The sequence below is a fragment of the Catellatospora chokoriensis genome (assembly GCF_011297315.1).
In the GTDB taxonomy this organism is placed as follows: Bacteria; Actinomycetota; Actinomycetes; order Mycobacteriales; family Micromonosporaceae; genus Catellatospora; species Catellatospora citrea.
The window spans coordinates 554,045-577,764 of the sequence record NZ_JAAOTI010000001.1; the positions used below are offsets into that span (position 1 = coordinate 554,045).

Here is a 23,720-nt window from a genome sequence, read left to right on the forward strand (position 1 = left end):
CTGTGGATGGGGATGCTGCCTGACAAGCCTCGGCGGCACTGACGGCCCCTGCCGGTAGCCGAGGTCGCTGTAGCATCCGCGCATGTCCGACAACCCGAATGTGCGATATGCGTACTCCTCCGAGCGCGAGGCCCTGGAAGGCTTTCTCGACTACCAGCGCGAGGGGCTGATCCTGACACTCGAAGGCCTCGACGACGCTGCCGCGCGCACGGCGCCGAGCGCGAGTTCGCTGTCGCTGCTCGGGCTGATCAAGCACGCCGCCACCTGGGAACGCCGCTGGTTCCAGGTCATCGTGGCCGGGCGCGAACTCCCCGAGAACTGGCCCGCCGTCAAGACCGAGCCCCGCGACGCCGACATGATGGTCGACGAGAGTGACACGGTGGACCACTGGGTCGCGTACTACCGGGAGCAGATCGAGGAGTCCCGCGCCATCGTGGCTTCGACGGATCTCGACAGTCCCTGCGCGCGCAAGGACATCATCGAGTGCAACGTGCGCTACGTCCTGTTCCACATGATCGAGGAGACTGCGCGCCATGGCGGCCACGCGGACATCATCCGCGAGACCATCGACGGCACGCGCCAAAGCTGAGGGCGGCGCCTGCGTCGGCGAGCAGAACTAAGAGACGGTACTGGGTTCGGGATGTCCGGACGCGACGATGCCGGTGCGGCGCAGCGGGCGCCACAACAGCGCGACGATCAGCAGCGAACCCACCGCCGCGCCGGTCATCGCCGCCGCCGGCCCGAATGCCTCGGCCAGCGAACCGACCGCGAACGCGCCTATGGCCTGCGAAGTCATCCGGCCGCTGCTGTCCAGTCCGAGTCCCTGGCCGCGCAGTTGCTCGGGCATGGCGTCGAGCAGGCGGCGTTGCAACCCGAGCGCGGCCGCGAACCCGAACGAGGCCACCGCGACCGCGCCGGCCGCCAACCAGGTGCCAGGGTGAAAGACGAAGATCAGATACGGTACCGCGAGCAGCGTCTGCAACGGCGTGATCAGCCGGTCGAGGCGGCCTGGTGACACCCACCGGCCGACCACCACGTCCCCGGCGAGCATGCCCAGCGCGGCGGCGATGAACAGGATGCCCGCCGACGATCCCGCGTACGGCACGTACATCGCCTCCGCGCCGACGATGATCCCGTTGGGCAGCCACAGCGCCAGGAGCAGGGCCCGGATCGCCGGATCGCGCCACAGGACGCGGGTGCCGTGCCACGTCTCGCGCAGGCCGGCCCGCCCGGCGGCCCGGGGCGCCCGTCGACGCAGGCCGAAGCGAGTCAGCAGCGCGCTGACCACCATGAACGCCGCACTGGCGAACAGGGCGGGATGGGGCCCGATGACAGCGATCAGGGTGCCGCCGACGGCGAAGCCGATTATCTGCATCGCACCGACCGAGGCGTTGAAGGTGGACCGGCCGAGCACGAAGCCACCGGTGGACAGGATGTCGACGATCAGCGCGTTGCGCACCGCGCCGGTCACCGACTCCAGCAGGCCCATCGCCATGACGATCGCCAGGATCGCCCAACTCGGCAGCACGCCGACCGCGAACGTGATGGCGGCCAGGGCGCGTACGCCGTCCCAGGCGGCGAGGAAGGCCCGGGGTCGGACCCGGTCGGCGAGCGAGAGCAGGGTCAGCGCGCCGATCGCCAGCGGCAGGTAACCGCCGAGGTAGGCCAGCGCTGCCAGCAGCGGCGATCCGGTGCTGGCGTAGACCAGCGCGGACAAGGCCAGCATCTGCATGGTCATACCGGCGACGACCGCGGCGTTGGCGGCGAACAGTGCGCGGAACTCGCCGTCAGCGAAGACTTCCCGGTAGGTGGTCACCGGTCGATCCTCGGGCGGCGTACCTTGGCAGGCTATTGTTTCGCGCACGGACGAAGGGACGGTGATGGCGGCACTCACCGTGGGTCCCGCGGACCTGGCCCTGGTCCGGTTCGGGCTCTCGCCGCTGGCCGAGACGGTCGCCGCGCTGGCCAGTCTCATGTCTCCCGGCCGCGCGGCCCCCGGCCTGGCCGGTGGGGCGGACCGCCACCGCGACGCCTTCGCCGACCTGACCACCGATCCGGCCGTGAGCGCGCTGTGCGAGGTGCTGCGCCGCACGGTGCACGTGACCCGCTGGATGCCCGACTTCATCACGGTGCCGCCGCCGGGCATGGAGACCACCATCGAGCAGGAGCTGGCCGTCGTCCGGGCGACACCGGCCGATCGGGTGCACGCCGACCTGGCCCGCAGCGCGGGCGGCCCGATGCCGCCCGTCCTCACCGGGCCTGATGCGGCGGACCAGGTCGCCGCCGCGCTGGCGGCCGCATGGTCCACGTTGCTCGCCGCGGACTGGCCCCGGCGGCGGGCACAGCTGCAACGCGACGTCGTGCAGCGGGCCGGTCAGCTTGCCGCGTACGGCTGGGCCCGGGCACTGGACGGCCTCGGCCCCAACGTCCGCTGGCTGCCCGACGCCGGCCAGATCCAGGTCAACACCTGGGACACTCCACCGTACGAAGTGTCCGGCGCCCGGCTCGTGCTCGTGCCGAGCAGTTTCGGCGCGGCCTGGCTGGCGCTGGATCCGCCGCGGGCCTACGCCGTGATCTACCCGGCCCGCGGTGTCGGCCTGAACCCCGACGACCGTACGCCCGACAGCCTGGACCGGCTGCTCGGACGCTCCCGGGCGTCGGTGCTGCGTGCCCTGGCGGAACCGGCCAGCACCAGTCAGCTCGTCGGTCTGCTCGGCATGGCCCTGGGGGCGGTCGGTGACCACCTCGCGGTGCTGCGCGGCGCGGGCCTGGTGAGCCGGGCCCGCGCCGGACGCCTCGTCCTCTACCGGCGCACGGCGCTCGGCGACGACCTGCTGGCGGGAAGCACCCCCGATCATCAGTCCCGGTAGCCAAGGACCGCTCTTCGCACACGGTGTTGCCCACATTGATCGGCTGATCGGCCGCCATCAAACCGAAGTGAATTCATGTTATTTGTTCAAAATATCCGATCATCCGTCGTGATGGGACGGACCGTGCCGCCGCGACCAGCCAATGTTCCGGCGCATCAGCTGCGAACGGGCGTTCCCTCGCAGGTCCGATCGGGGGCAGGCTCGGTGGGTCCCCGTCTTCGGCAGTGAGGATCCACCATGCGTAACGTCGTTCGCTGGTTCTCGGCGGCAGCGGCGCTGCTCGTCGCCGTGCTGGCAGCGCCCGCGCCTGCGGCGGATGCGGCGGCTCCGACTCAGGTGCTGGCGCTTGAGGAGCAGTACCTGCAGAAGAAGCTGACCGGGCAACCCCCAGCGCTGCGCAACTGCGAGGCGGTCCCGCAAGGCGCATCCGCCGGCACGGACGGCTGGGTCTTCGAGCAGCCGGCCGCCGGCAACACCGCGGCGGCGTACGTCATCGGCTTCATCGCCGGCACCCGCGAAAACCCGACGCCGCACATCCTCGGCATCACCGCCGACGGTGTCGTCGAGGTCCCGCTCAGCGACCCGACCAGCCCCGGACCGGCCCCCGCGGGCGTGAGCGGCGGCCTGCTCGGCAACGGCGGCACCGGAGCCTGGTTGAAGACCCCGGCGGGCTGGGAGCTCATCAGCGGACAGCTACAGGTCGCGGAACCGACCGAACAGGCCGCGTTCGGCCTGGCAGCGGTGTGCGCACCCCCGGTGGCGTCGGCCTCGCCGCGCCCGAGCGCGTCGGCGGTCCCCAGCCGGTCGTCGGCCGCCTCCGCGTCGCCTCGGGCCACTGCCGCGATCACCGCGTCGGCTTCCGCCGGCGGGCTGCCGGTGACCGGCTCGAAGCTGAGCAGTGTCGTGCTGGCGGGCCTCGGGTTGCTGCTGGTGGGCGCTCTGCTGCTCGTGCTGTCGCGGCGGGCGCGGCGGGCGTGACCATGGCGACCTCGCTGATCAGGGCCGGTGTCGCGGCGGTCGTGGCCGCCGGGGTGATGGTGACGGGCAGCGCCTGCGTCAGCGACAAGCCCTTCGACGGGCCGAGTCCGGCTCCGTCGCTGTCGGCCGAGCCGATCGCGTCGCCGACCGGCACCGAGACGCCGTCGCCGAGCCCCTCGTCCGCAAGCCCGTCATCACCGAGCCCCTCGGCGTCGCGTCAGACGCCCACCCGCCCGCCCGCCACCCACTCCCCTCCCCCTGCGAAAGTGACGCAGGCCGAACTGCGCGCCGCGCTGCTCACCGGGTCCGACCTGTCCGGGTTCCACGCAGGCGGCGACCCCGGCGGCTCCGGCGGGGACTCCGGCTGTTCCGCGCTCGACGCCGACTACATGTCCGGTGCGCAGCCGAAGGCCGAGGCACTGCTGACCCGGGGAAGCGCGGGTCCGTTCGTCAGGGAGCGGATCGGGGTGATGTCGGCGTCCACCGCCGCCGGCCGCGTGTCCCGCCTGCGCCGGGCTCTGTCGGAGTGCGCCCACTTCAAAGGCGACGATGCCTCGCTGGGCGGTCCGGTCGACTACACGGTCACGTCGCTCGACGTGCCGTCGTACGGCGACGGCACCGCGTCGTTGCGGCTGACCATCAAGCCGCAGAACATAGCGGTCACGCTGTACCAGGACATCGTGGTGATGCGTCGCGCCGGCATCCTCATCGTGATCAGCCACACCGCGGCCGGTTCCATCGACGGCGGCATCACCCGGTCGGCCGCCAAGCGCGCCTTCGCGAAGCTGCCCCGCCCGTGAACACCGACATCCAGAACCCGGACACCGCAGCGGTCCGGCTGCCCTCGGACCTGACGGTCCGGTTCTTCGTCCTGCTGCTGCTCATCCTCGGCAGCACGGCGTCGATCTACGGGCACATGTGGCTCGTCCTGGCCGGCGGCGAGAACGAGCAGTGCCCGTCCGTCGACGACATCGCACGGGTGACCGGCATCAACGCGATCACCGCCGAGCAGTTGCGGGGCTCCACCCTCATGCTGCTGGCCTGCGGCCGCCCCTTCACCCAAGGCCTGCTGCAGGCGGCGCTCGCCGGGACCGCACTGGTGCTGGTGACCGCCTGGGTCGCCTACCGGCTGCTGCCGTACTGGAAGATGCGCTACGACAGCCGGTTGCGCGACCTCGTCCGGCAGCGGCTGACCCTGAGGAGACCGCGACGCAGCGGCCTGGTGCCGGTCGAGCAGAGCCGCCATGCGGAGGCCATCACCCGCCTGCAGGCGCTGGCCGGCCAGCTGGGGCTGGATCCCCCGCCACAGTTCCTGGTCTCGCGGTACGCGTCCGGCGAGCTGGTGTTCGGCACCCGGAACACCGCATATGTCAAGCTGAGCGACCGTCTGCTGGACAAGCGGTCGACGCTCGCACCGGCGTTCGACGCGGTCGTGCTGCACGAGCTGGCCCATGTCCGCAACCGCGACAACCGGGCCACTTACCTGACCGTCACGCTGTTCCGCAGCTTCGTCGGACTGGCACTGCTGCCGTACGTGCTCGTGGTGCTGCTGCCTCGAGCCCAGGCCGGCGCGGCGGGGGTGCGCATCGGCGGCCTGCGGTCGGCGTCGACCGATCTGCACGTGGTGCTGGCCGTGGCGATCCTCACCGGCCTGGTGGTCCTCACCCGTGCGGCGCTGCTGCGGGCACGTGAGATCAACGCGGACCTGACGGCAGCGCGGCACGACCCCCATGGCTGTCTGCGGACCGTTTTCGATCCAGCTGCCGCGGCGGGAGGCAGGAACGCATCCGAGCCGGTGCGGGCAGGACGACGCTGGCGACGGCCTGGCTGGTTGAGCAACCATCCGACGCCGCGACAGCGGCTGCGGGCACTGGACGATCCCGGGACGGTCGGGGCCGTCGACGCGGTTCAGCTGTTCGTCGCGGGGGTGGCGGTGTCGGCCCTGACCGCCAACGTCACGCTGCTGGCCTGGCACGCGATGGTGGCGTCGCCGCTCGGGCGCGGGCTGCCGTCCGTGTTCCTGGTGATCCTGCTGGTGGCCGTGGTGAACGCGTTCTCCGCGGGCGTGATCGCCTGGTTCGCGACCACCGCGATGTGGCGACAGCAGCTCTCCTCCGACCACGCCCGGACTTCCCGAGCGCTGGGCTACAGCGTGGTGATGGCCGCGGGCCTGCTCGTCGGCGAGCCGCTGTCGATGACGTACGCGAATGCCGGCGTCTGGGCGGTCTTCGGTGGCGTGGGCAACCGTCCGCTGGTCGGCAGCGCCATGGCCGCGCTCACCCTCGTGGCTGTCATGGCGATGGTCTTCGTCTGGTCCGGGGAGAACGCCGCCGTGCTGCTGGCCCGGGTCCGTCACTCGCACCGTTCGGCCAGCGTCGCGTCCACCGTGGTCGCGGCACTCGGTGTGCTGCCGGTCCTCACGCTCTGGTGGCTCATGCACCTGCAGGACATGATCGCCACCGTGCATCTGGGGAGCCGGGAGCTGGCCGAGCAGATGGGGGCGGCGTACTGGGACGGGCCGGCGGGTCCCTGGCTGCAGGCCGTCTACCTCCCGGTGCAGTTGCTGGCGGCGGTGCCCGGGGCCGGCGCCGTCATCGTCGCCTGCTGCCTGTTCACCACCGTCGCCTCGCTGTGGCGCCGGCTGCCGGGCCGCCTCGACCGGCAGGCGGACGCACCGGCTCGGGTCGGCGCCGTCGCCGGCTGGGGCCTGGGGTGGGCCGCTGTCGTCATCGGCGGCGCGCTGCTGTTCACGGTCTGGTTGCAGGCACGATTCGACGACTTGAACGCCGTGCCGCGAGCCGACCTGATCAGCTACCTGTGCGACGCGCTGGTGGCCCTGGCGGCCGTCGGCGGCGCCGCGGCGGCGTTGTGCGTCCGCGACCGCCGCGCCACGGTGAAGCTGGTGGCCAGCACGGTCACGGCAGGAGTCGTGTCACTTTTCGCGCCGGTGTTCGTCCTGGCGGGTGCGTGCGGCATCAGCGGGGTGGCAGCGTGTGCCGGCCGGGTCCCCGCGGATTACGCCGGGGTCATCTACGGCTACGCGGCACCCCGTCTGCTGGTCAAGACGCTCCTGCTGGCGATGTTCGCCATCGCGGTGTCCGCGGGCGCCGCCAGGCTCCGACGTCACTTCGCCGGCGCGCAGCATCCGGTGCCGCCCGCGGTGGCCGCGCCGCCCGGTGTGGCGTCGCGGGTCACCGCGGCCACGGCGCTGCTGTTCCTCGGCGCCACGCTGGCGATGTGGACGTACTACGGTGCCGTCTTCCTTGCCGGATGACCGCGCGCACGCGGTCGAGGACGGCCGTGACAGCAGATCGACCCCAGATGAGAGGTGCAGGCTTGAGCGTCGAACCGACAACGAGCAACGAGCTGGTCAAGAGCGTGGCGGGAGTGGTCGTCGCCGAGATGTCGCCGGAGGACGTGGCGCATTTCGAAGCTTCGGCAGAGGACTACTTCGGTGACCGCCTCGGCGCGCTGCGCAGTATCAAGGCAGCCGACGAACCACTGGGATTCGGCATCGAGGTCGTGGGCGTCGCGCTGGTGCAGGTGGTGCTCTACCTCGCGGACAAGGCGGTGGATGCGGCCTTTCCGCACCTGACCGAGACCTTGTGGCGCCGCCTGTTCCGCAGCAAGCAGGCCGGTGTCGAGCCACTGACCGCGGGCCAGATCGACGCCACGGAGGCCGCCGCCCGCTCGGCTGCCAAGCAGATCGAGCTGTCGCCCGACCTCACCGACAGGATCATCCCGCTCATCGTGGCGAGGCTCGCCGCCATCGGCCGCCCCTGACACTCCGGATCGTCCTCCCCGCTCGCATACCGGAAAGCGCCCCTTCCTCCACATGCCGAAGAGGAAGGGGCGCTTCCTTCACTTGCGGCGGCGCCAGGTGAAGGAGAATCCGACGACACCGGCGACAGCGGCCAGCACACCGCCGACCGTGGTCCAGATCCAGCGGGCGGACAGGTCGGGCAACCAGTCCGACGCCTCGGTCGCCGCATCGGGCGTCGGGCTGGGGCTGGCCGAAGCGGGGACCGATCCGGCTTCGGCCATGACCGCACCGGGCTTGACCTGCGGGACGAGGGGCGCCTTGAGCTCGCCGTCATCGGCGCTGGAGTCGCCGTCGGCACCGAGCACCAGGTCGACCTGAATGGGCAGGCCGAGATCCGGCTCCGGCAGGTCGGTGACCGACAGGCGGAGGTAGTACGTACCGGGCAGCGGATCGCCCGACCACGGCTCGGCCCACGAGCGCACCCTGCGCAGCGTGCAGCCGAGACTGACGGAGGTGTCGGTGGCGGCGGCGATCGGCGTCTGCACGCCGGCCGTGCACGCCTGGCGGCGGCGGAGCCCGTCGAAGACATCCACGGTCCACGTGGACGCGCCGGTCCGCTTCCCGGCGGGCGGAAGTGACACGGTCAGCGCGATCTCGGTGACCTGCCCGGCAGTGGCGCTGAACGACCAGTAGAGGTAGTCGCCGGTGGAGGCGGCGACCTGAACCGGCTGGCCGACGCCGACCGTGGTGGCGGTGAGGAACGAGGTTCCCGCCCGGTTGACGGTGGCCGATCCGGGAGACGGGCTCGGAGCCGCCACAGCCGCGGCGGGCAGCAGCGCGGCGCAGGCGACGGCGAACGCGGCGGCCGCAAGGCGGGTATGCAGACGGACGTGTCCCTGCTGGTGATGGATGAGCATTAGTTGGTCCTCCAGGTAGCGACCCACCAGCGGGTCAACCAGCCGGCGAGCGCGCCGGTGAGCAGGCCGGCGACGGTCAGCACCAGCAGCAGGAGCCAGCCGCTTCCCAGCCCTGGCGCGTCCGGTGCGGGCGAGGTGGCGACGACGTCGATGGTCAGTTCGAAGGGCAAGCCCGGCGCGTCGTTCGCCGTCGAGCTGGCGAAGGAATTGCTGATCACCAGGCAGACGTGCGTCGGGGCGGTGGGGCCGTCTGTCGAGGTGTCCGGCTCCGCGTCAGGCTCCAGGGCCGACCAGCGCAGGCCGGTGGACAGCACGTCGGTGCGCCCGCTGCCCGCGTCCGTGCCGCGGACGAGCTCCCGGCCGTCGGCGGCGGTGGCCCGCAGCAGCACGCCGTAGTCCGGGTTGACCTGGCGGTCCAGGGCGATGCTCACGGAGGCGCGCAGTTCCTGGTCTTCGCGGACCGGCACCCGGTACCAGCGGTGCTCGGAGATCTTCTCGCGATCGGTGTAGACGCCGGGTGACAGCAGCGGCGCTCCGGCGCACTCCTTGCCGCCCGCCACGAGCGCGGGCGTCTTGACGGTGGTGTCCTTGGCCCGGTCGACGAGCTGCTGGATCCGGTGGGTGAGCTCGACCGGCGTCTGCGCGGAGGCGTACGTCCCACCGGTGGCCGCGGCGATGCAGAGCAGCTGTCGGCGTACCTTGTCGTCCGGCGCCAGGCCGAGCGTGTCCACCACCAGGTGGGTGCCCTTGGCGGCCAGCTCGCGAGCGACGTCGCAGGGGTCTGGCGGGGCGCAGGTGTCCTCACCGTCGGTGATCAAGATGATCCGGCGGGTGGTCTCGCCGGTGCCCAGGTCCTCGGCCGCACCGCGCAATGCCAGCCCGACCGGGGTGAACCCGGTCGGCCGCAGGGCGGCGATGGCGGCCTTGGCAGCTGACCGGTCCACCGGGGCCACCGGCACGATCTGCTGAGTGTCCAGGCAGCCCTTGGCCTTGTCCTTGCCCTGGTACGTCGCGCCGAGCACGCGGATGCCGAGCTCTGTTCCGTCCGGGAGGGCGTCCACCACCTCGTTGAACGCCTGCTGTGCGACGGAGATCCGGGTGCGACCATCGATGTCGGCGGCGCGCATCGATCCACTGACGTCGAGGACCAGCTCCACCCTGGGGGGCGCGGCAGTCTCGACGGGTTCGTTCTCGTCGGCGTGGGCCGCCGTCGGGAGGATGGTCGACAGCGCGACCAACGGTCCTATGAGGATGGTTCGTAACCATCTGCTGGTGATCACCGCGATGATCATACTGACCGCGACAGGCGCCCTGACAGCGCCGCACCGCATTAACGATCATCCCTATACGACAGTCCTTTTTAGACACCATGGCTCTGGCACCGGACACCCGTTGTTCGCCAATCGTGACTGCTGCCGTATGAGCTCAACGAGCGCTAAACGCCAAGGAACTGGTTCACGGCCTCGGCCGTGTCGACGGACCGCTCGGAGAACAGGTTGTGGCCTCCGCCTTCGATCCACGCAAGTCTGGCACCGTGCACGCGCTCCGCTGCGATGGCGGCGTTGACCGGTGGCACGACGCGGTCCTCGGTGCCGTGGACGAACAGGGTCTCATGGGTCAGCTCCGGCAGTCGCTGCCACGTGCCACGAAACGCCACAGCCGCGGTGAGCTGTGCCTGGTAGACGCCCGGGGGGACGGGCTGCCGAGCCCGGCAGGCGACATCCTCCTCGATCAAGGCGCGCGGTGTGGAGGGCGCGTAGACGAAGGGCACGGACGCCACGAGGGACTCCTCAGGACTGAGCTGCGAGCGTCGCGCGAACATGGCGAGGACCTCGTCGTCGGCGGGTACGGCGTGCTCGTCTGCCGTGTGCGTGGAGGCCAGGACCAGCCGTCGCACCCTCGCGGGGTGGGCGAGAGCGAGCTCCTGGGCGACGATCCCGCCCAGGCTCACGCCCAGGACGTCGGCCGAGGAGATCTCACAGGCGTCGAGCACCAGGGCGGCGTCGGCGGCCATCTGCTCGATGGTCAGTCCGGTCGTGTCGGCTGCCGCGCTCCCGCCGACGCCCCGGTTGTCGAAGGTGATCACTCGTCGCCGTGGGGTCAGCAACGGCAGCAGCCGGAACCACATCGCCGCCGGGTAACCGAGGCCCTGGATCAGCAACAGCGGGTCGCCTGCTCCCGCGGCAGCCCAGCTGATCCCGGAGATCATGCCCGAGGTCGCCGGGGGCCGGGTCATCCGTTCCATTCGCCGGCCTGCCTGTCCTCGGGCGCCGGGGGTGCGGGGCGGTCGAACAACTCGGGGTGCAGGGCCAGCTGGTGGCGGGTCCGGCGGATGTGGCCGCTGAGGATCTGCTCCGCATCGGTCGGGTCGCGTCGTTTGATCGCCTCGATGAGCAGGCGGTGCTCGGCGTTGACGATCCACTGCTGCCCGGGTCCGTTGAGTCGGACGAAGGCACGCCGGTAGTGCTGGGTGGTGTTCCAGAACCGGTGGACCATGTTGGCCAGCTGGCGGATCCGGCAGCCGCTGTAGGTGAGCAGGTGCAGTTCACGGTCGAGGACCAGGAACCTTTCGACGTCCCATCCGGACTCGATCTCGGACTGGATGCGTTCGAGTTCGGCGAGGTCGGTGTCGGTGAGGTTGTTCATGCTCTCGATGAGGGCAAGGGGTTCGACACGCTCACGGATCTTGTAGATGGCCTGGCATTCGACGAGGTCCATGCGCGCCACCCAGGCGCCGCTGTTCGCTTTCAGGGTCGCCAGGCCCTCGGACTCGAGGATGCGCAGGGCCTCGCGCACCGGCAGCCGGCTGGCGCCGAACTGCTCGGCGACCGCCTCCTGACGGATGCGCTCACCGGGCAGGAGGCGGTCGTCCAGGATCATCTGCCGCAGGTGCTCGGCGATCCGCCTGCTCGCAACCGTCGGGGAGCCGGCCTGGGCTTCGGCCGGCTCGGCGGTGTCCTCGGCACGGGTCTCGCGCGTCATGCAACGGCTCGGATGTCGTCGCCGACCATGGGGCGGTCAGTCATGGGGTATGCCTCCGGCTCCGGACGTGAGTTCGTGGATCTTGTCACTGATGGATCCAATCTTTCATGCCGCGTCGCGTGCGCCTAGGAGGGCGGCGTCTCGCAGGCGGCGCGTGTAGGGATGCGTGGGGTCGTCGAGCACCTGCGACGTAGCGCCGCTCTCGACGATCCGCCCCTCGAAGCAGACCAGGACCCGTGAGGTCATCTGCCGGACGACGGCCAGGTCGTGGGTGATGAACAGGGTGCTCATCCCGGTGGCGGACTGCACCGAGCGGAGCAGCTCCAGGATCTGTGCCTGGACCGAGACGTCCAGGGCGGCCACGGGCTCGTCACAGATCAGCAGCCGGGGACGCAGGGCCAGGGCGCGGGCGATGGCCACGCGCTGGCGCTCGCCGCCGGACAGCGCCCGCGGCCACCGTTGCGCGTAGTCACCGGGCAGCCCCACCTGCTCGAGCAGGCCGGGCACCTCGGTGCGGTGCCCGCCGCGGACGCGGACGGCCTCTTCGAGGGCGGCGCCGATGGTCAGTTTCGGGTTGAGGGAGGAGTAGGGGTCCTGGAAGACGATCTGGACGGTTCGGTAGGCGTCGCGGCGCTGCTGGAGGGAAAGCTTCGAGAAGTCGGTCGCGTCGAGGCCGCCGAGCCCGATCCGGCCTGTATCGGGTGTGGTCAGGCCCATGAGGCACCGGGCGAGGGTCGACTTGCCCGAGCCGGACTCGCCGACCAGGCCGACGGCTTCCGCCTCGCCGATCTCGAAGGAGGCGTCGTGCAGAGCGTGGAAGACACGGTGGCGTCCGGTGATCGCGGTCGACCGGTAGGCCTTCGACAGGTTCTCGACCTTCACGAGCGGCACCGTGGCGGGTCGGGGCTGCGCGATGACGGCGTCGCCGCCGCGCGGCTCGCGGGGGGTGGTCGTGTCCAGCTGGTCGGTGCGCAGGCAGGCCGAGGTGTGTCCGTCGTCGAGCCGGCGCAGCGGGGGGCGTTGCGTCCGGCAGGCGTCGACGACCAGGTCGCATCGGCTCGCGAAGGCGCACTGGCCGAGGACCTCGTGCGCCGCGGGAACGGTGCCGGGGATCGCGTCGAGCCGGTCGACGACGTGCGTCAGCGGCGGTGCCGCGTTCAGCAGCCCGCGGGTGTAGGGGTGCCTCGGGGCGTGCTTCAGGGCCTCGGACGGGCCGGACTCCAGCATGGTTCCGGCGTACATCACCATGATGCGGTCGCAGGCGGCGAACGCGACGTTGAGGTCGTGGGTGATGAGGATCAGGCTCATCCCGCGCGAGCGCTGCAGCCTGCCGAGCAGTGCCAGCACCTCTTTCTGGGTGCCGGCGTCGAGTGCCGTCGTCGGCTCGTCGGCGATGAGCAGCTGCGGGTCGCGCGCGAGTGCCGCGGCGATGCCGACGCGCTGGCGCATGCCGCCGGACAGCTCGAAGGTGCGCTTGTCGGCGATGGCTGGCTGGATGCCGACCTCGTCCAGGCGGCGTTCGATCTCCTGGTCGCGCCGTGCCCGGTCGCGCCGTGTCCGCGGGTCGAGCGACTCGGCGAGCGTGGCGCGCACCGTCTGCAGCGGGTGCAGCATCGTGAAGGGGTCCTGCATGACGAGCGAGATCGACGTGCCACGCAGGGCGCGCAGGTCACGCTCCGGGGCGCCGACGAGTTCCCGCTGTCCGAGCCGGATGCTGCCCGATGCGACAAGACCCTTCGGGAGCAGGCCGATGATGGACTTCGCGGTCAGGGACTTGCCGCTGCCGGACTCCCCCACGATCCCGAGGGTGGTCCCGGCCGCCAGGTCGAAGCCCACGTTCTGGACCAGCGTCCGCGGCCCCCGCCGGCTGTCGAGCAGGCGGACGTCCAGGCAGTCCACGATCAGGCCACCGGTCGGGGCGACCGCGTCGGCGCACCCCGGACGGTGCAGCGTCGTGTTCGTCATTGCTGGTCCTTAGTCAGGGTGTCATGGGCCCAGTCGCCGAGGATGGTCACGCCGGCGGCGAACAGCACGATCGCCGCAGCGGGCGCCGCCATCTGCAACGGGTTGACGGCGATCAGGGACTGGCCGTCCGCCAGCATCGATCCCCAGCTCGGGGCCCCCGGCTCGACGCCGATCCGCAGGAACGCGAGCGCGGCGAAGATCAGGATCGCGGTGACGAAGTCGAGCAGGAACGTCGTCAGCACGGTCGCCCTGATGTTGGGCAGGATGTGCCGCACGACGACCCTGCTCCGGGCGAGGCCCAGCGTCCGGGCGGCGGCGACGTAGGGCAGCCGTACCTGGCCCAGGGTGGCGCTGCGGGTCTGCCGCGTCGCGTGCGGGATGGACAGGAACGCGATGACGGCCACGCTCAGCCAGGTGCCGCCCTGGAGCACGCCGATGACCACGATCGCCACCAGCAGGCCCGGCAGCGACCAGACCAGGTCGGCGAACCGCGAGATGATCGTGTCGACGAGTCCGCCGCGGTAGCCGGCGGTCAGCCCGAGCGCCGTGCCCACGATCATCGCGGCCAGCGCGACGACGAAGGGTCCGGCCAGCGCAGATCCGGTTGCCGCCATCAGCCTGGACAGGATGTCGCGGCCCAGTTCGTCGGTGCCGAGCCAGTGGCCGTGGACCGGTGCCGAGGCGCCGAGCAGCAGGTCCTGCGTGTCGGGGTCGCGGGGCGAGAGCTGACGCCCGAACACGGCCAGGGTCAGGAACGACAGCGTGATGAGCGCTGCGGCCCAGACGAGTGCCGGCACGTCCAGCCGGGCCCTCATCGGGCGGCCCCGTCGCGCAGGCGGGGGTCGATCAGCAGCGAGCACAGGTCCACGCCGGTGTTGACGACGACGACGTACAACGCGGAGAAGATCGCGAGGGCCTGCACGACCGGTATGTCCTTGGCGCCGACGGACTCGACCATCAGCGAGCCGACTCCGGGCAGGGAGAACACGACCTCGACGAGGATCGCGCCGGGGAGGGCGACGATGAGGACCAGGCCCAGCGAGGAGACGATGGGCAGCGCCACGTTGCGCAGCGCGTACGTCGTCTGGATCCGGGCCCGCGACAGGCCGCGGGCCCGGGCGAAGGTCAGGTAGTCCTGGTCGAGGACGCCGAGGGCGGCCGCCCGGGTCTGCCGGACCACGAGCGCGGCCAGTCCGATGCCCAGCGCCGTCGCCGGCAGTATCAGGTGCAGGAGCCGGTCGCCTGGGCCGTCGCCCGCGCCGTACACGGGCAGGACGGGGAAGCGGACGCCGAACAGGTATATGAGCAGGGTGCCCACCGCGAACGGGGGTGCGCTCATGCCGAGGATCGCCGACAGGGTGATGAGGCGGTCGGCGGCGCGTCCCGCCCATGCGGCCGCGGCCAGCCCGGCCGGGACGCCGAGGGTCGCCGCGACACCGAACGCCAGCACCGCCAGTTCGGCTGAGACGACGGCACGGGCCGACACGGCGTCGGACACCGACTCGCTCGTGACGATCGAGCGGCCGAAGTCCAGGTGTGCGGCGTCGGCGAGCCAGCGCAGGTAGCGGAGCAGGAACGGGTCGTCCAGGTGGTACTGGACGCGGATGTTCTGGATCAGCTCCGGCGATGCCGGCCGGGCTCCCAGCAGCGTGGTCTCCAGCGAGCCGGGTGCCATCGACACGAGGCTGAAGACCAGGAAGCTGACCAGCAGGAGCAGGAGCCCGGCGGCACCGAGCCGCCCGAGGAGGCGTCGGAGCATCACTTCTCCGCGGTCGCGTGATGCAGGAGGGAAGGTGTCACGAGGTCCAGGGCGGCGGGGTCGAACTGGTGTCCGAGCCCTTCGATCACGACGAGTTGTGCGCCGGGGATGAGTTCGGCGGTGGCGTGACCGTGCTGGACCGGGATGACGTGGTCCTCGGTGCCGTGGATGACCAGGGTCGGGGTGCGTACCCCGGGCAGCCGGTCGGTGCGGTCCGGGGTCGCGGCGGTGGCCTGCAGGTGGTTCCAGACCGCTGCCGGCTGTGTCGCGCGCCGGTAGCTGTCGCTGTGCATGCCTCTGACGTACTGCTCGTCGAACGGTGTGGCGCTGCCGGCCACGCCGCAGGAGAAGTCCGTCCATCCGTCGACGTACTCGTCGTGGGTGGGGTTCTTGCCGGGTCCGGGCACCGTCTCGAAGGCCTTCCAGGCCGTCTGGTCGGGACCGGGCAGGTTCTCGCCAGAGGTGCCCGACGCGTAGGAGTGCGACAGGGGCGTCGACATCATCGAGGTCGCCGCGGAGATCCGGTCGGGGTGGGCCAGCAGGCACTCCTGCACGATCATGCCGCCCATCGACGCGCCGACGAGGTGGGCTCGGGCGATGCCGTACGCGTCGAGCACGCCGATGGCGTCGTCGGCCATGTCGGCGAGGGTGTAGGGGTGCTGCTCGTAGTCGACGACCGAGGAGAGGCCGGTGTCGCGGTGGTCGTAGCGGATGACGAAGAACCCGTTGTCGGCCAGCCGCTCGCAGAACTGCTCCGGCCAGGCGATCGCCTGCCAGTACGCGGCCATCACGAGCAGGATGGCCGGGTCGCCCGGGTCACCGAAACTGTCGGTCCACAGGCTCAGGCCATTGGCCTCCACCTGCCGGGCGCTCATGCCGCGTTCCCGGTGAGCGTGTCGAGCCAGGCGCCGGTGATGAAGGCCATGAAGTCCGGCGGGGTGCTGGAGGAGTAGCCCTTGCCGTAGACCAGGACCGTGTTCGGTGCGAACAGCGGCACGTAGGGCAGCTGCTCGGCCGCTGCGGTCAGGATCGACGAGGCCGCCGCCCAGCGCGCGGCGCGGTCCCCGGACTGGGTCATGGTCAGGGCCAGTGGCTCGATCTCCTGCGGGGTCCAGGACGCCATGTTGAATTTGGTGGGTGCTGCGTTGGCCTTGGTGACCATCAGGGCCATGCCTCCGTTCGGGTCCGGTTGCAGGTCGCCGATCTGGAACACGCCGAGCGGTGCCGGCTTGAACATGTAGATGTCGGTCGCCCACGCGATGAAGGTCTGCGGTTTCAGGTTCACCGTGATACCCAACGGCTTGGCGGCCTGTTGGAGGCTCAGCAGGACCGGCTCGGCGAAGGGCTCGCTGGACGGGTACGGGACGTCGATGCTGAATCCGGTCGGTGTGGCCGACAGGGCCAGCTCCTTGGCGGCCGCCGCCGGGTCGTAGGCGACCTGGGGCAGCCCGGACATGAACGCGGTGACCGCGGCGGCTGATCCGGCCAGCGGCACGAACTCGGCGTCCGGTGCCATGCCGCGCATGACCTGGGCTTCGTCGCCGTAGGCGACGCGGGCCAGGGAAGTGCGGTCGATCAGGTGGGCGACGGCGCGCCGGGCGTGCACGTCGTTGAAGGGCGCCTTGCTGGTGTCGAAGGTCAGGTACGTCGAGAGCAGGGACGGGGTGCTGTACACCGTCGCGCCGGCGATGGACTTCCACTGCGGCGTGGTCTTCGGTGCGTTGACGTAGTTGGCCTGCACCGCTCCCGAGCGCAGGGCCAGCTGGGCGGTGGTGTCGGCGGTGAACCCGGCGAAGGTGAGCTTCTTGATGCGGGGCGCGGTCCCCTGGTAGGCCGGGTTCGACGTGAGTTCGACCTTGTCGGCCTTGAACGAGGAGTACACGTAGGGTCCGGTGCCGACGGGCAGCCCGGCGGCCGTGCCGTAGTCGGCGCCGGCGCGCTTCATCGCGTCGGCCTCGGACACCAGGACACCGAACGCGATCGACCCGCGGATCGCCGGGTCGGGGTGCGCGAGGGTGACGGTGACCTGCGCGTCGCCGGTGGCCTTGACGTCCTTGATGCTGGTGAGGATCGACGCGGTCTGCGCGCCGGCGGCCCCGTCGGTCGCATGCTGGACCGCGGCGACCACGTCGGCCGCGGTCAGCGGTTTGCCGTCGGAAAACTTCACGTCGGCGCGCAGGTCGTAGACGACCGACGTGTCGGTGGGTGTGGTGACCTTGCTGGCCAGTACCGGCGTGGCCTGGCCCGCGCTGTCGAAGCGCTCCAGCGGCTGGGTCACCATGACCGCGACGGCGGACGTCCAGCCGTTCATGTTCTTGGTCAGGTCGAGCGAGCTCGGCGGCGTCGGGATGCCGTAGGTGAAGCTGTCGATCGGCTTCGGCGCCTGCTGGCCGGCTGCGGGCTCACCGGTGGTGCCGGAGCAGGCCGTCAGGGCCAGCAGGCACGCGGCGGCGGCCGCGAGGGGCCCGTGGACGCGAAGGTGGGGTGACCTGAGGGTCGCACGAAGCGATGTCATCGTGTCTCTCTATTCGTGGTCGAACTGTGCGGAGAAGTGCCTGGACTCAGGCGAGCCAGGACTTGATCTGGTTGACGGCGTTGATCTCCCAGCCGAGCATCACGTGGTTGTCGAACCACAGCGTCCTGCTGTCGGCGACCGTGGTCAGCCCACCCGTGTCGGTGCAGGAGGCGACGAACACGACGCCGTCGGACGGGCCGGTGTTCTCCGTCGAGGTGGGCAGGGTCGGGTAGCCGCCGCAGAGCAGGTAGACCCCGACCGAGGCGGGGGTGGGCGCGGCACGCATGGTGGTGATGAGCGAGCCCTGGTTGATGGCCGTGTCGATGCCCGGTGAGAAGGAGTAGGCGCCCCAACCGCCGTAGTAGACGGTGTACCAGTCGGCCCACGTGGTATCGAGTGCGTAGACGTGGTCCCACCGGTAGAGCGCCTGCCTGGCTCCGGGATAGGTGTCGTTGACGCCGGTGCCGGAATAGGTGAGTTCCGGGTGGGTGTAGTAGGCCCCGAAGCAGAACAGCGTGCTGGCCGCGATCGGGAAGTTGAGGCTGCCGCCGCACTCGGACCAGACGGTGCCCATGTTCTGGATGCCGTGCCGGTAGGGCGTGTCCATGCCCTTGTTGGGTCCGCCGAGCAGGACGAGCTTGCGGACGTCGTTCTGGTACGCGCGGCCCCACGGGGGTTTCACGCCCGACACGTACATCCGTGCGGCCAGCACGCCCTTGGACCAGGCGAGCAGGTCGACCTTGCCGACGCCGAGCTCGCCCCGGATCACCTCGGTCGCGTCGGCGATGACCTGGGCCTGCTGGTAGTTGTCGCCGAAGCTGTGCGCGAAGTTGACCGCGAAGACCTTGTAGCCGGCGCCGGCCAGGGCCTGCATGAGTCCGGTGGTGGGGCAGGGCGCGTTGCCGCAGCCGCCCGGGCCGTTGAGGTTCGGGTTGGCCCACGCCTGGTCGGCGTTCTGGGTGGCGCCGAGTACCAGCAGCACCGGGACGGCTTTCGGGTTGGTGTTCCAGCCCGGTGCCGAGTAGAGCAGGAACTGGCCGCTGCTGGGGCGGGCGGTCCCGCCGAAGTAGGTCAGCCGGTCGCCGCTCTGGTCGCCACGGCCGTCGGGCGGGAACTGTTCGGTGGTGAAGTTGGGGTCGGGGTCGTTCCACCGCTGGACGCGGGCCCAGCCGTTGTTCACTGCGGTGAACGTCGCTTGCAGGACGGGTCCCCCGGCTGCCTGCGCGGCTTGCGGGATGGCGAGGGTGTGGCCGGTGACCAGGACGAGCAGGGCGAGGATCAAGCGGTGTCGGCGCATCGGGGTGACTGCCTCTCCGAGTGACTGGAGTCGAACGGTGGCGTGACTCTGGCACGCATTGGATCCATTGAGAAGACGCCGTTACCAATTCGTAACAGACGTGGTGCCGATAAGCACCTAAAGGCGACCACATTTCATCAGCTATGGATCCGATCGAACGCCTTGCCCGAGGGGTAGGACACGAGCTCGAACTGCATCCCCCAGGGCGCGAGGAAGTACACCCAGCGCTGGCCCAGGCTCGGGCCCGAGCTGCTCGTCGGCTCGCCCAGCACGGTGACGCCGTGGCGGCGCAGGTGCTCGACCGCCGCATCGAGGTCCTCGACGTACAGCGCGACGTGGTGCCCCCCGACGTCGCTGTTGGCGGGAGGCGCGGTCCGCTGCGCGGCGGCCTCGTACTCGAAGACCTCGAAGACCGGCGCAGCCCCGAGCCGGAAGAAGCGCAGCCGCCGCATCACCGTGTCGTCGGCGACGTTGAGGTGCCGGCTCATCCAGGAACCCCGGTCGGCGAAGGGGCCCAGGTCGTACATCGGCGTGCAGCCGAGCACGTCCACCAGGAAGGCGTGCGCCTGGTCGAGATCGGGGACGGTGAAGCCGATGTGGTCGAGCCCGGTGACACCGGGCAGCGGGCCGAGGTCGTTGCGCACGCGCTTGCTCCTTCGAATGGATCCAGAACGAGGGCCTATCCCGCGAGATCGCGGGTAATCATGGCACACGAGACGAGGAAATGGATCCAATCGTCTTCACAAAGTCGGCACCGTATGGCAAGGTCGGGCATCGCCGAATCGTCAACGGAGGAGACAACCCCATGCCCGCAACCCATCCCTTGGCAGCACAGTCCCCCTGGGTGGAGCTCGTGGCGGGTCGCCAGGACTGGGACGACGCCGACCCCGACCTGCTGCTGGCGATGCTGAGCCAGACCCAGTGGATCCGATCCTTCGAAGAGCACGTGCTGGAACTGGCGGCCGAGGGCCTCGTGCACGGCCCCGCGCACTCCAGCATCGGCCAGGAGGGCGGCGCCGCCGGATCCGTCCTCGCCCTGCGCAGCGACGACTTCATCAACGGCTCCCACCGCGGCCACCACCAGTTCCTGGCCAAGGCATTCGGCCACGTCACCGCCGCCACCCCCGGCTCGCTGCCCGAACTCACCGACGAGGTGCGCACGGTGCTGGCCCGGACCCTGGCCGAGATCTGTGGCCTCGCCGACGGCTACTGCGCCGGCCGAGGCGGCTCGATGCACCTGCAGTGGTTCGAAGCCGGGGCCATGGGCACCAACGCGATCGTCGGCGGCGGCGTCCCGCAGGCCGCGGGCTTCGCCTGGTCGGCGAAGTCAGCCGGGACCGACGCGGTGTCGGTCACCTACTTCGGCGACGGCGCGGTCAACATCGGGTCGGTGCTGGAGACCATGAACCTCGCCGCGGCCTGGCGGCTACCGGTGTGCTTCTTCATCGAGAACAACCAGTACGCCGTCGCGACACCGGTCAGCGCGGCCACCGCGGAGACCCGGCTGTCCGCCCGCGGGCTCGCCTTCAACATCGCGAGTTGGCGGGTCGACGGGATGGATCCGCTCGCGGTGCACCTGGCCATGGAGCAGGCCGTCGCCCACATGCGCGCGGGCCGCGGCCCGACGATCGTGGAGGCCGACGTCTACCGGTTCTTCCACCAGAACGGGCCCTTCCCCGGCAGCGCCTTCGGCTACCGCGACAAGGACGAGGAGCGGCGGTGGCGTGAACGCGACCCGCTGGCACTGCTCACCCGCGAGGTGCTCCGGCGCGGCCTGGCCGCAGAAGACGCCATCGACCAGGCCCGACGTGAGGTCGAACAGGCGCTGCGCGAGATCAGCGACGGGTTCCTGGAACCGGACCCCGGGCAGCCCGGCAAGCGGCGGATCAGAGCCGACCGCTGGCCGGACCCCGGTTTCGTCGACGTCGGCGTCCGCGGCGATCTCACCGAACTCACCGGAAGCCGCTACGTCGAACCGGACGAGCACCCCGGGACCCAGGCCGACGTCCGCTTCATCGACGCGGTCAGCGCCGTCATGGCCCGCCGGATGGAACTCGACCCCAGGATCGTCGTCATGGGCGAGGACGTCGACAGGCTCAAGGGCGGCACCAACGGGGCCACCAAACGCCCCCTCGAACTCTTCCCCGACCGGGTCCTCGGCACCCCGATCAGCGAGAACGCCTTCGCCGGCCTGGCCGGCGGCGTCGCGATCGACGGACGGTACCGGCCGGTGGTCGAGTTCATGTACGCCGACTTCATGTGGGTCGCCGCCGACCAGCTGTTCAACCAGGTCGCCAAGGCCCGCCACATGTTCGGCGGCCGGCGCGCCGTCCCGTTCGTGCTCCGCAGCAAGCTCGCCGCAGGCACCGGGTACGGATCGCAGCACTCCATGGATCCGGCCGGCATCCTGACGACCGCTCCCGGGCTCAGGGTCGTCGCCCCGTCGACGCCCTACGACTACGTCGGGCTGATGAACACCGCCCTTGCCTGCGACGACCCGGTCGTCGTGCTGGAGCACGTCGACCTCTACCCGAGCAAGGGCACCGCCCCCGTCGACGACCTCGACTACCTGCTGCCCGTCGGCCGGGCCGCCCTGCGCCGGACGGGAACGGACCTCACCGTCATCAGCTACCTGTCGATGGTGCAGCGGTGCCTGGACGCCCTCGACGCCGTACCCGACCTGAGCGCCGACGTCATCGACCTGCGGTGGCTGGACCGGGCCAGCCTGGACTGGCCGACCATCGAAGCCAGCATCCAGAAGACCAACAACGTGCTGATCGTGGAGCAGGGCGCCGCCGGCACCTCGTACGGCGGATGGCTGTCGGACGAGATCCAGCGCCGGCTCTTCGACCACCTCGACTCGCCGGTGCTGCGGGTGACCGGCGGCGAAACCTCACCGAGCATCAGCAAGGTCCTCGAGCGGGCGGCCATCGCCACGACCGAAGACGTCATCACCGCGCTCCGCGACATCGCGGCCCGCTGAGACAGGAGACCGACAGCCATGGCAAGCCTGCTCCTGATGCCCAAGATCGCAGCCGAGGCCGCCGAGGTGGTCCTCTGCGAGTGGCTGGCCGCGGAGAACGCCGACCTCGCGGCCGGGGACCCGGTCGCGCTGGTGGAGACCGACAAAGCGGTCCTCGAGGTGGTGGTGGACGACGACACCGTGCTGCTCAAGGTCCTGGTGGCACCCGGTGAGAGCATCGACGTCGGCGCTCCGATCGCGCTGCTCGGCAGCCGGGACGAGTCGGGACTCGACCACCACCGGATGCTCCAGGCGCTCGGGGTTGCCGCAGCTGCGCCGGAGCCGGACCCCGCCCCGAGCGAGCCGGGCGCGTCATCGCCCGCGAGCTCGCCTGTTCACGAGCGCACTCTGGTCAGTCCACTGTCTCGGGCGCTGCTGTCCCGTGCCGGCCTGACCTCCGACGGCATCGTCGGCACCGGCCCCGGTGGCCGCATAGTCCGACGCGACGTCGAGACCCACATCGCGGCCCGGCGCAAGTCGGCGGCGCAGCCGACGACAGCGGGCCCGACACCTCAGCGCACCACGGGCCCGGCACCTCAGAGCGAGGTCGACCGGCCGCACCCGGTCGCAGCGTTCGAGGCCGTCGCGCACACGCGCATCCGCCGCGCGGTGGCGGCACGGCTGACCGGCAGCAAGCAGTCGACGCCGCACTTCTACCTGCGGGGCACCTGCTCCATCGACCGGCTCCTCGCTGTACGCGCAGAGATCAACTCAGCCCTGCCGCGCAAGGTGTCGGTGAACGACCTCGTCATCAAGGCCGCCGCCCGGGCACACACACTTGTGCCCGACATGAACGTCATCTGGACCGAGGACGCGCTGCACCGCTACTCCACCGTCGACATCGCCGTGGCCGTCGCCTCGACCAGGGGCCTGGTCACGCCGGTGCTGCGCAACGTCGACGCCATGACGGTGAGCCAGGTCGCCCAGACCGTCACGGAGCACGTCGACGCGGCGAACCGAGGCCGGCTGCGCCAGGACGACGTCGAAGGCGGCACCTTCAGCGTCACGAACCTCGGCATGCACGGCGTCGAGGAGTTCGCGGCCATCATCAACCCGCCGCAGTCGGCGATCCTCGCCGTCGGCATGGGACGGCCCGAACCGCACGTGCATGAAGGCACCCTGACGGTGGCGACCCGGATGCGGGTCGTCCTGTCGGCGGATCACCGCGCGATCGACGGGGTCGTCGCCGCGCACTGGATGCGCGAGTTCATCAAGCACGTGGAAGCGCCCGCGCTGCTGCTCCTGAACAACACTTCCGAACAGTAGGGGTGCTCGTATGACCGATCAGACCGCATTCTGGATCGCCGGTTCTCCGGAGACCAGTGATGATCTCGTTGTCGTTCGCAATCCCTACGACGGGCGCGTGGTCGGTCAGACCGCCAACGCTACGCCTGAGCAGGTCGAAATCGCGGTAGCGGCCGCCGCGGAGGTGGCCGGTGAAGCCGCCCGGCTGCCCGCCGCCGCCCGCGCCGCGGCCCTCGACCACGTCAGCAGGCGGCTGGCCGAGCGGGGCGCGGAGGTCGCGGCGCTGATCAGCGCCGAGAACGGCAAGCCCCTCATGTGGGCCAGGGCCGAGCTGGGCCGTGCCGTGTCGACGTTCCGCTGGGCCGCCGAGGAGGCGCGCCGCTTCTCCGGCGAGTTGATGCGGCTGG

The 23,720-nt window shown here is 70.8% G+C and carries 21 protein-coding genes; 9 read left to right on the plus strand and 12 right to left on the minus strand.

Annotation, left to right across the window (positions count from 1 at the left end):
- The first annotated feature begins 82 nt into the window (after positions 1-82).
- Positions 83-589, plus strand: a complete 507-nt coding sequence (locus HAV39_RS02470) for a DinB family protein (protein WP_191837481.1) — start codon at positions 83-85, stop codon at positions 587-589.
- A gap of 27 nt (positions 590-616) precedes the next feature.
- On the opposite strand, the gene HAV39_RS02475 is transcribed toward HAV39_RS02470, so the two are convergent.
- Entirely contained in the window at positions 617-1,894 is a 1,278-nt protein-coding gene (locus tag HAV39_RS02475) for an MFS transporter (RefSeq protein WP_191837482.1), read from the minus strand.
- Here HAV39_RS02475 and HAV39_RS02480 point away from each other — a divergent pair.
- The 5 genes from HAV39_RS02480 (at position 1,881) to HAV39_RS02500 (ending at position 7,631) form a co-directional block, all read left to right on the plus strand.
- Entirely contained in the window at positions 1,881-2,870 is a 990-nt protein-coding gene (locus HAV39_RS02480) for an ArsR/SmtB family transcription factor (protein ID WP_191837483.1), read from the plus strand. The genes HAV39_RS02475 and HAV39_RS02480 overlap by 14 nt on opposite strands.
- Positions 2,871-3,107: 237 nt before the next feature.
- A complete protein-coding gene (locus HAV39_RS02485; RefSeq protein ID WP_191837484.1) occupies positions 3,108-3,848 on the plus strand; it encodes an LPXTG cell wall anchor domain-containing protein in 741 nt (246 codons plus the stop codon).
- Between the two features lie 2 nt (positions 3,849-3,850).
- A complete protein-coding gene (locus HAV39_RS02490; protein WP_191837485.1) occupies positions 3,851-4,648 on the plus strand; it encodes a hypothetical protein in 798 nt (265 codons plus the stop codon).
- Positions 4,645-7,122, plus strand: a complete 2,478-nt coding sequence (locus HAV39_RS02495) for a M48 family metalloprotease (RefSeq protein ID WP_191837486.1) — start codon at positions 4,645-4,647, stop codon at positions 7,120-7,122. The genes HAV39_RS02490 and HAV39_RS02495 overlap by 4 nt, the downstream gene beginning before the upstream one ends.
- A gap of 62 nt (positions 7,123-7,184) precedes the next feature.
- Complete coding sequence (locus HAV39_RS02500; RefSeq protein ID WP_191837487.1) at positions 7,185-7,631, plus strand: hypothetical protein; 447 nt, start codon at positions 7,185-7,187, stop codon at positions 7,629-7,631.
- A gap of 78 nt (positions 7,632-7,709) precedes the next feature.
- Here the strand turns inward: HAV39_RS02500 and HAV39_RS02505 are convergent, their stop codons facing one another.
- The 11 genes from HAV39_RS02505 to HAV39_RS02555 all read right to left on the minus strand — a co-directional run bounded on the left by HAV39_RS02505 (position 7,710) and on the right by HAV39_RS02555 (position 19,690).
- On the minus strand, positions 7,710-8,528 hold the full coding sequence (locus tag HAV39_RS02505) for a peptidase (protein ID WP_239121027.1): 819 nt from the start codon (positions 8,526-8,528) through the stop codon (positions 7,710-7,712).
- Positions 8,528-9,808 carry a VWA domain-containing protein gene (locus HAV39_RS02510; RefSeq protein WP_239121028.1) on the minus strand — a complete coding sequence of 427 codons (1,281 nt, stop codon included), beginning with the start codon at positions 9,806-9,808 and terminating at the stop codon, positions 8,528-8,530. The genes HAV39_RS02505 and HAV39_RS02510 overlap by 1 nt, the downstream gene beginning before the upstream one ends.
- 155 nt (positions 9,809-9,963) lie before the next feature.
- The gene (locus HAV39_RS02515; protein WP_191837489.1) at positions 9,964-10,764 is read right to left on the minus strand and encodes an alpha/beta fold hydrolase; all 801 of its coding nucleotides are present in this window, start codon (positions 10,762-10,764) and stop codon (positions 9,964-9,966) included.
- On the minus strand, positions 10,761-11,510 hold the full coding sequence (locus HAV39_RS02520) for a GntR family transcriptional regulator (RefSeq protein ID WP_191837490.1): 750 nt from the start codon (positions 11,508-11,510) through the stop codon (positions 10,761-10,763). Before HAV39_RS02520 ends, HAV39_RS02515 begins: the two co-directional genes overlap by 4 nt.
- 105 nt (positions 11,511-11,615) lie before the next feature.
- Positions 11,616-13,475 carry a dipeptide ABC transporter ATP-binding protein gene (locus tag HAV39_RS02525; protein WP_191837491.1) on the minus strand — a complete coding sequence of 620 codons (1,860 nt, stop codon included), beginning with the start codon at positions 13,473-13,475 and terminating at the stop codon, positions 11,616-11,618.
- On the minus strand, positions 13,472-14,290 hold the full coding sequence (locus tag HAV39_RS02530) for an ABC transporter permease (protein WP_191837492.1): 819 nt from the start codon (positions 14,288-14,290) through the stop codon (positions 13,472-13,474). The genes HAV39_RS02525 and HAV39_RS02530 overlap by 4 nt, the downstream gene beginning before the upstream one ends.
- Positions 14,287-15,234 carry an ABC transporter permease gene (locus tag HAV39_RS02535; protein WP_191837493.1) on the minus strand — a complete coding sequence of 316 codons (948 nt, stop codon included), beginning with the start codon at positions 15,232-15,234 and terminating at the stop codon, positions 14,287-14,289. Before HAV39_RS02535 ends, HAV39_RS02530 begins: the two co-directional genes overlap by 4 nt.
- Positions 15,234-16,109, minus strand: a complete 876-nt coding sequence (locus tag HAV39_RS02540; protein ID WP_191837494.1) for an alpha/beta fold hydrolase — start codon at positions 16,107-16,109, stop codon at positions 15,234-15,236. The genes HAV39_RS02535 and HAV39_RS02540 overlap by 1 nt, the downstream gene beginning before the upstream one ends.
- Positions 16,106-17,749, minus strand: coding sequence for an ABC transporter substrate-binding protein (locus tag HAV39_RS02545; protein WP_191837495.1), 1,644 nt, complete (start codon positions 17,747-17,749; stop codon positions 16,106-16,108). Before HAV39_RS02545 ends, HAV39_RS02540 begins: the two co-directional genes overlap by 4 nt.
- Positions 17,750-17,795: 46 nt before the next feature.
- Positions 17,796-19,046 carry an alpha/beta hydrolase gene (locus tag HAV39_RS02550; protein ID WP_191837496.1) on the minus strand — a complete coding sequence of 417 codons (1,251 nt, stop codon included), beginning with the start codon at positions 19,044-19,046 and terminating at the stop codon, positions 17,796-17,798.
- Positions 19,047-19,183: 137 nt separating this feature from the next.
- Complete coding sequence (locus HAV39_RS02555) at positions 19,184-19,690, minus strand: VOC family protein (protein WP_191837497.1); 507 nt, start codon at positions 19,688-19,690, stop codon at positions 19,184-19,186.
- A 161-nt stretch (positions 19,691-19,851) separates the two neighbouring features.
- Between HAV39_RS02555 and HAV39_RS02560 the strand changes: the two genes are divergently transcribed.
- From HAV39_RS02560 to HAV39_RS02570, 3 genes are all read left to right on the plus strand, one after another.
- Complete coding sequence (locus tag HAV39_RS02560) at positions 19,852-22,029, plus strand: alpha-ketoacid dehydrogenase subunit alpha/beta (RefSeq protein ID WP_191837498.1); 2,178 nt, start codon at positions 19,852-19,854, stop codon at positions 22,027-22,029.
- Between the two features lie 18 nt (positions 22,030-22,047).
- Complete coding sequence (locus HAV39_RS02565; RefSeq protein WP_191837499.1) at positions 22,048-23,334, plus strand: 2-oxo acid dehydrogenase subunit E2; 1,287 nt, start codon at positions 22,048-22,050, stop codon at positions 23,332-23,334.
- A 10-nt stretch (positions 23,335-23,344) separates the two neighbouring features.
- The coding region (locus HAV39_RS02570; RefSeq protein ID WP_191837500.1) for an aldehyde dehydrogenase family protein at positions 23,345-23,720 on the plus strand (376 nt) is incomplete at its 3' end.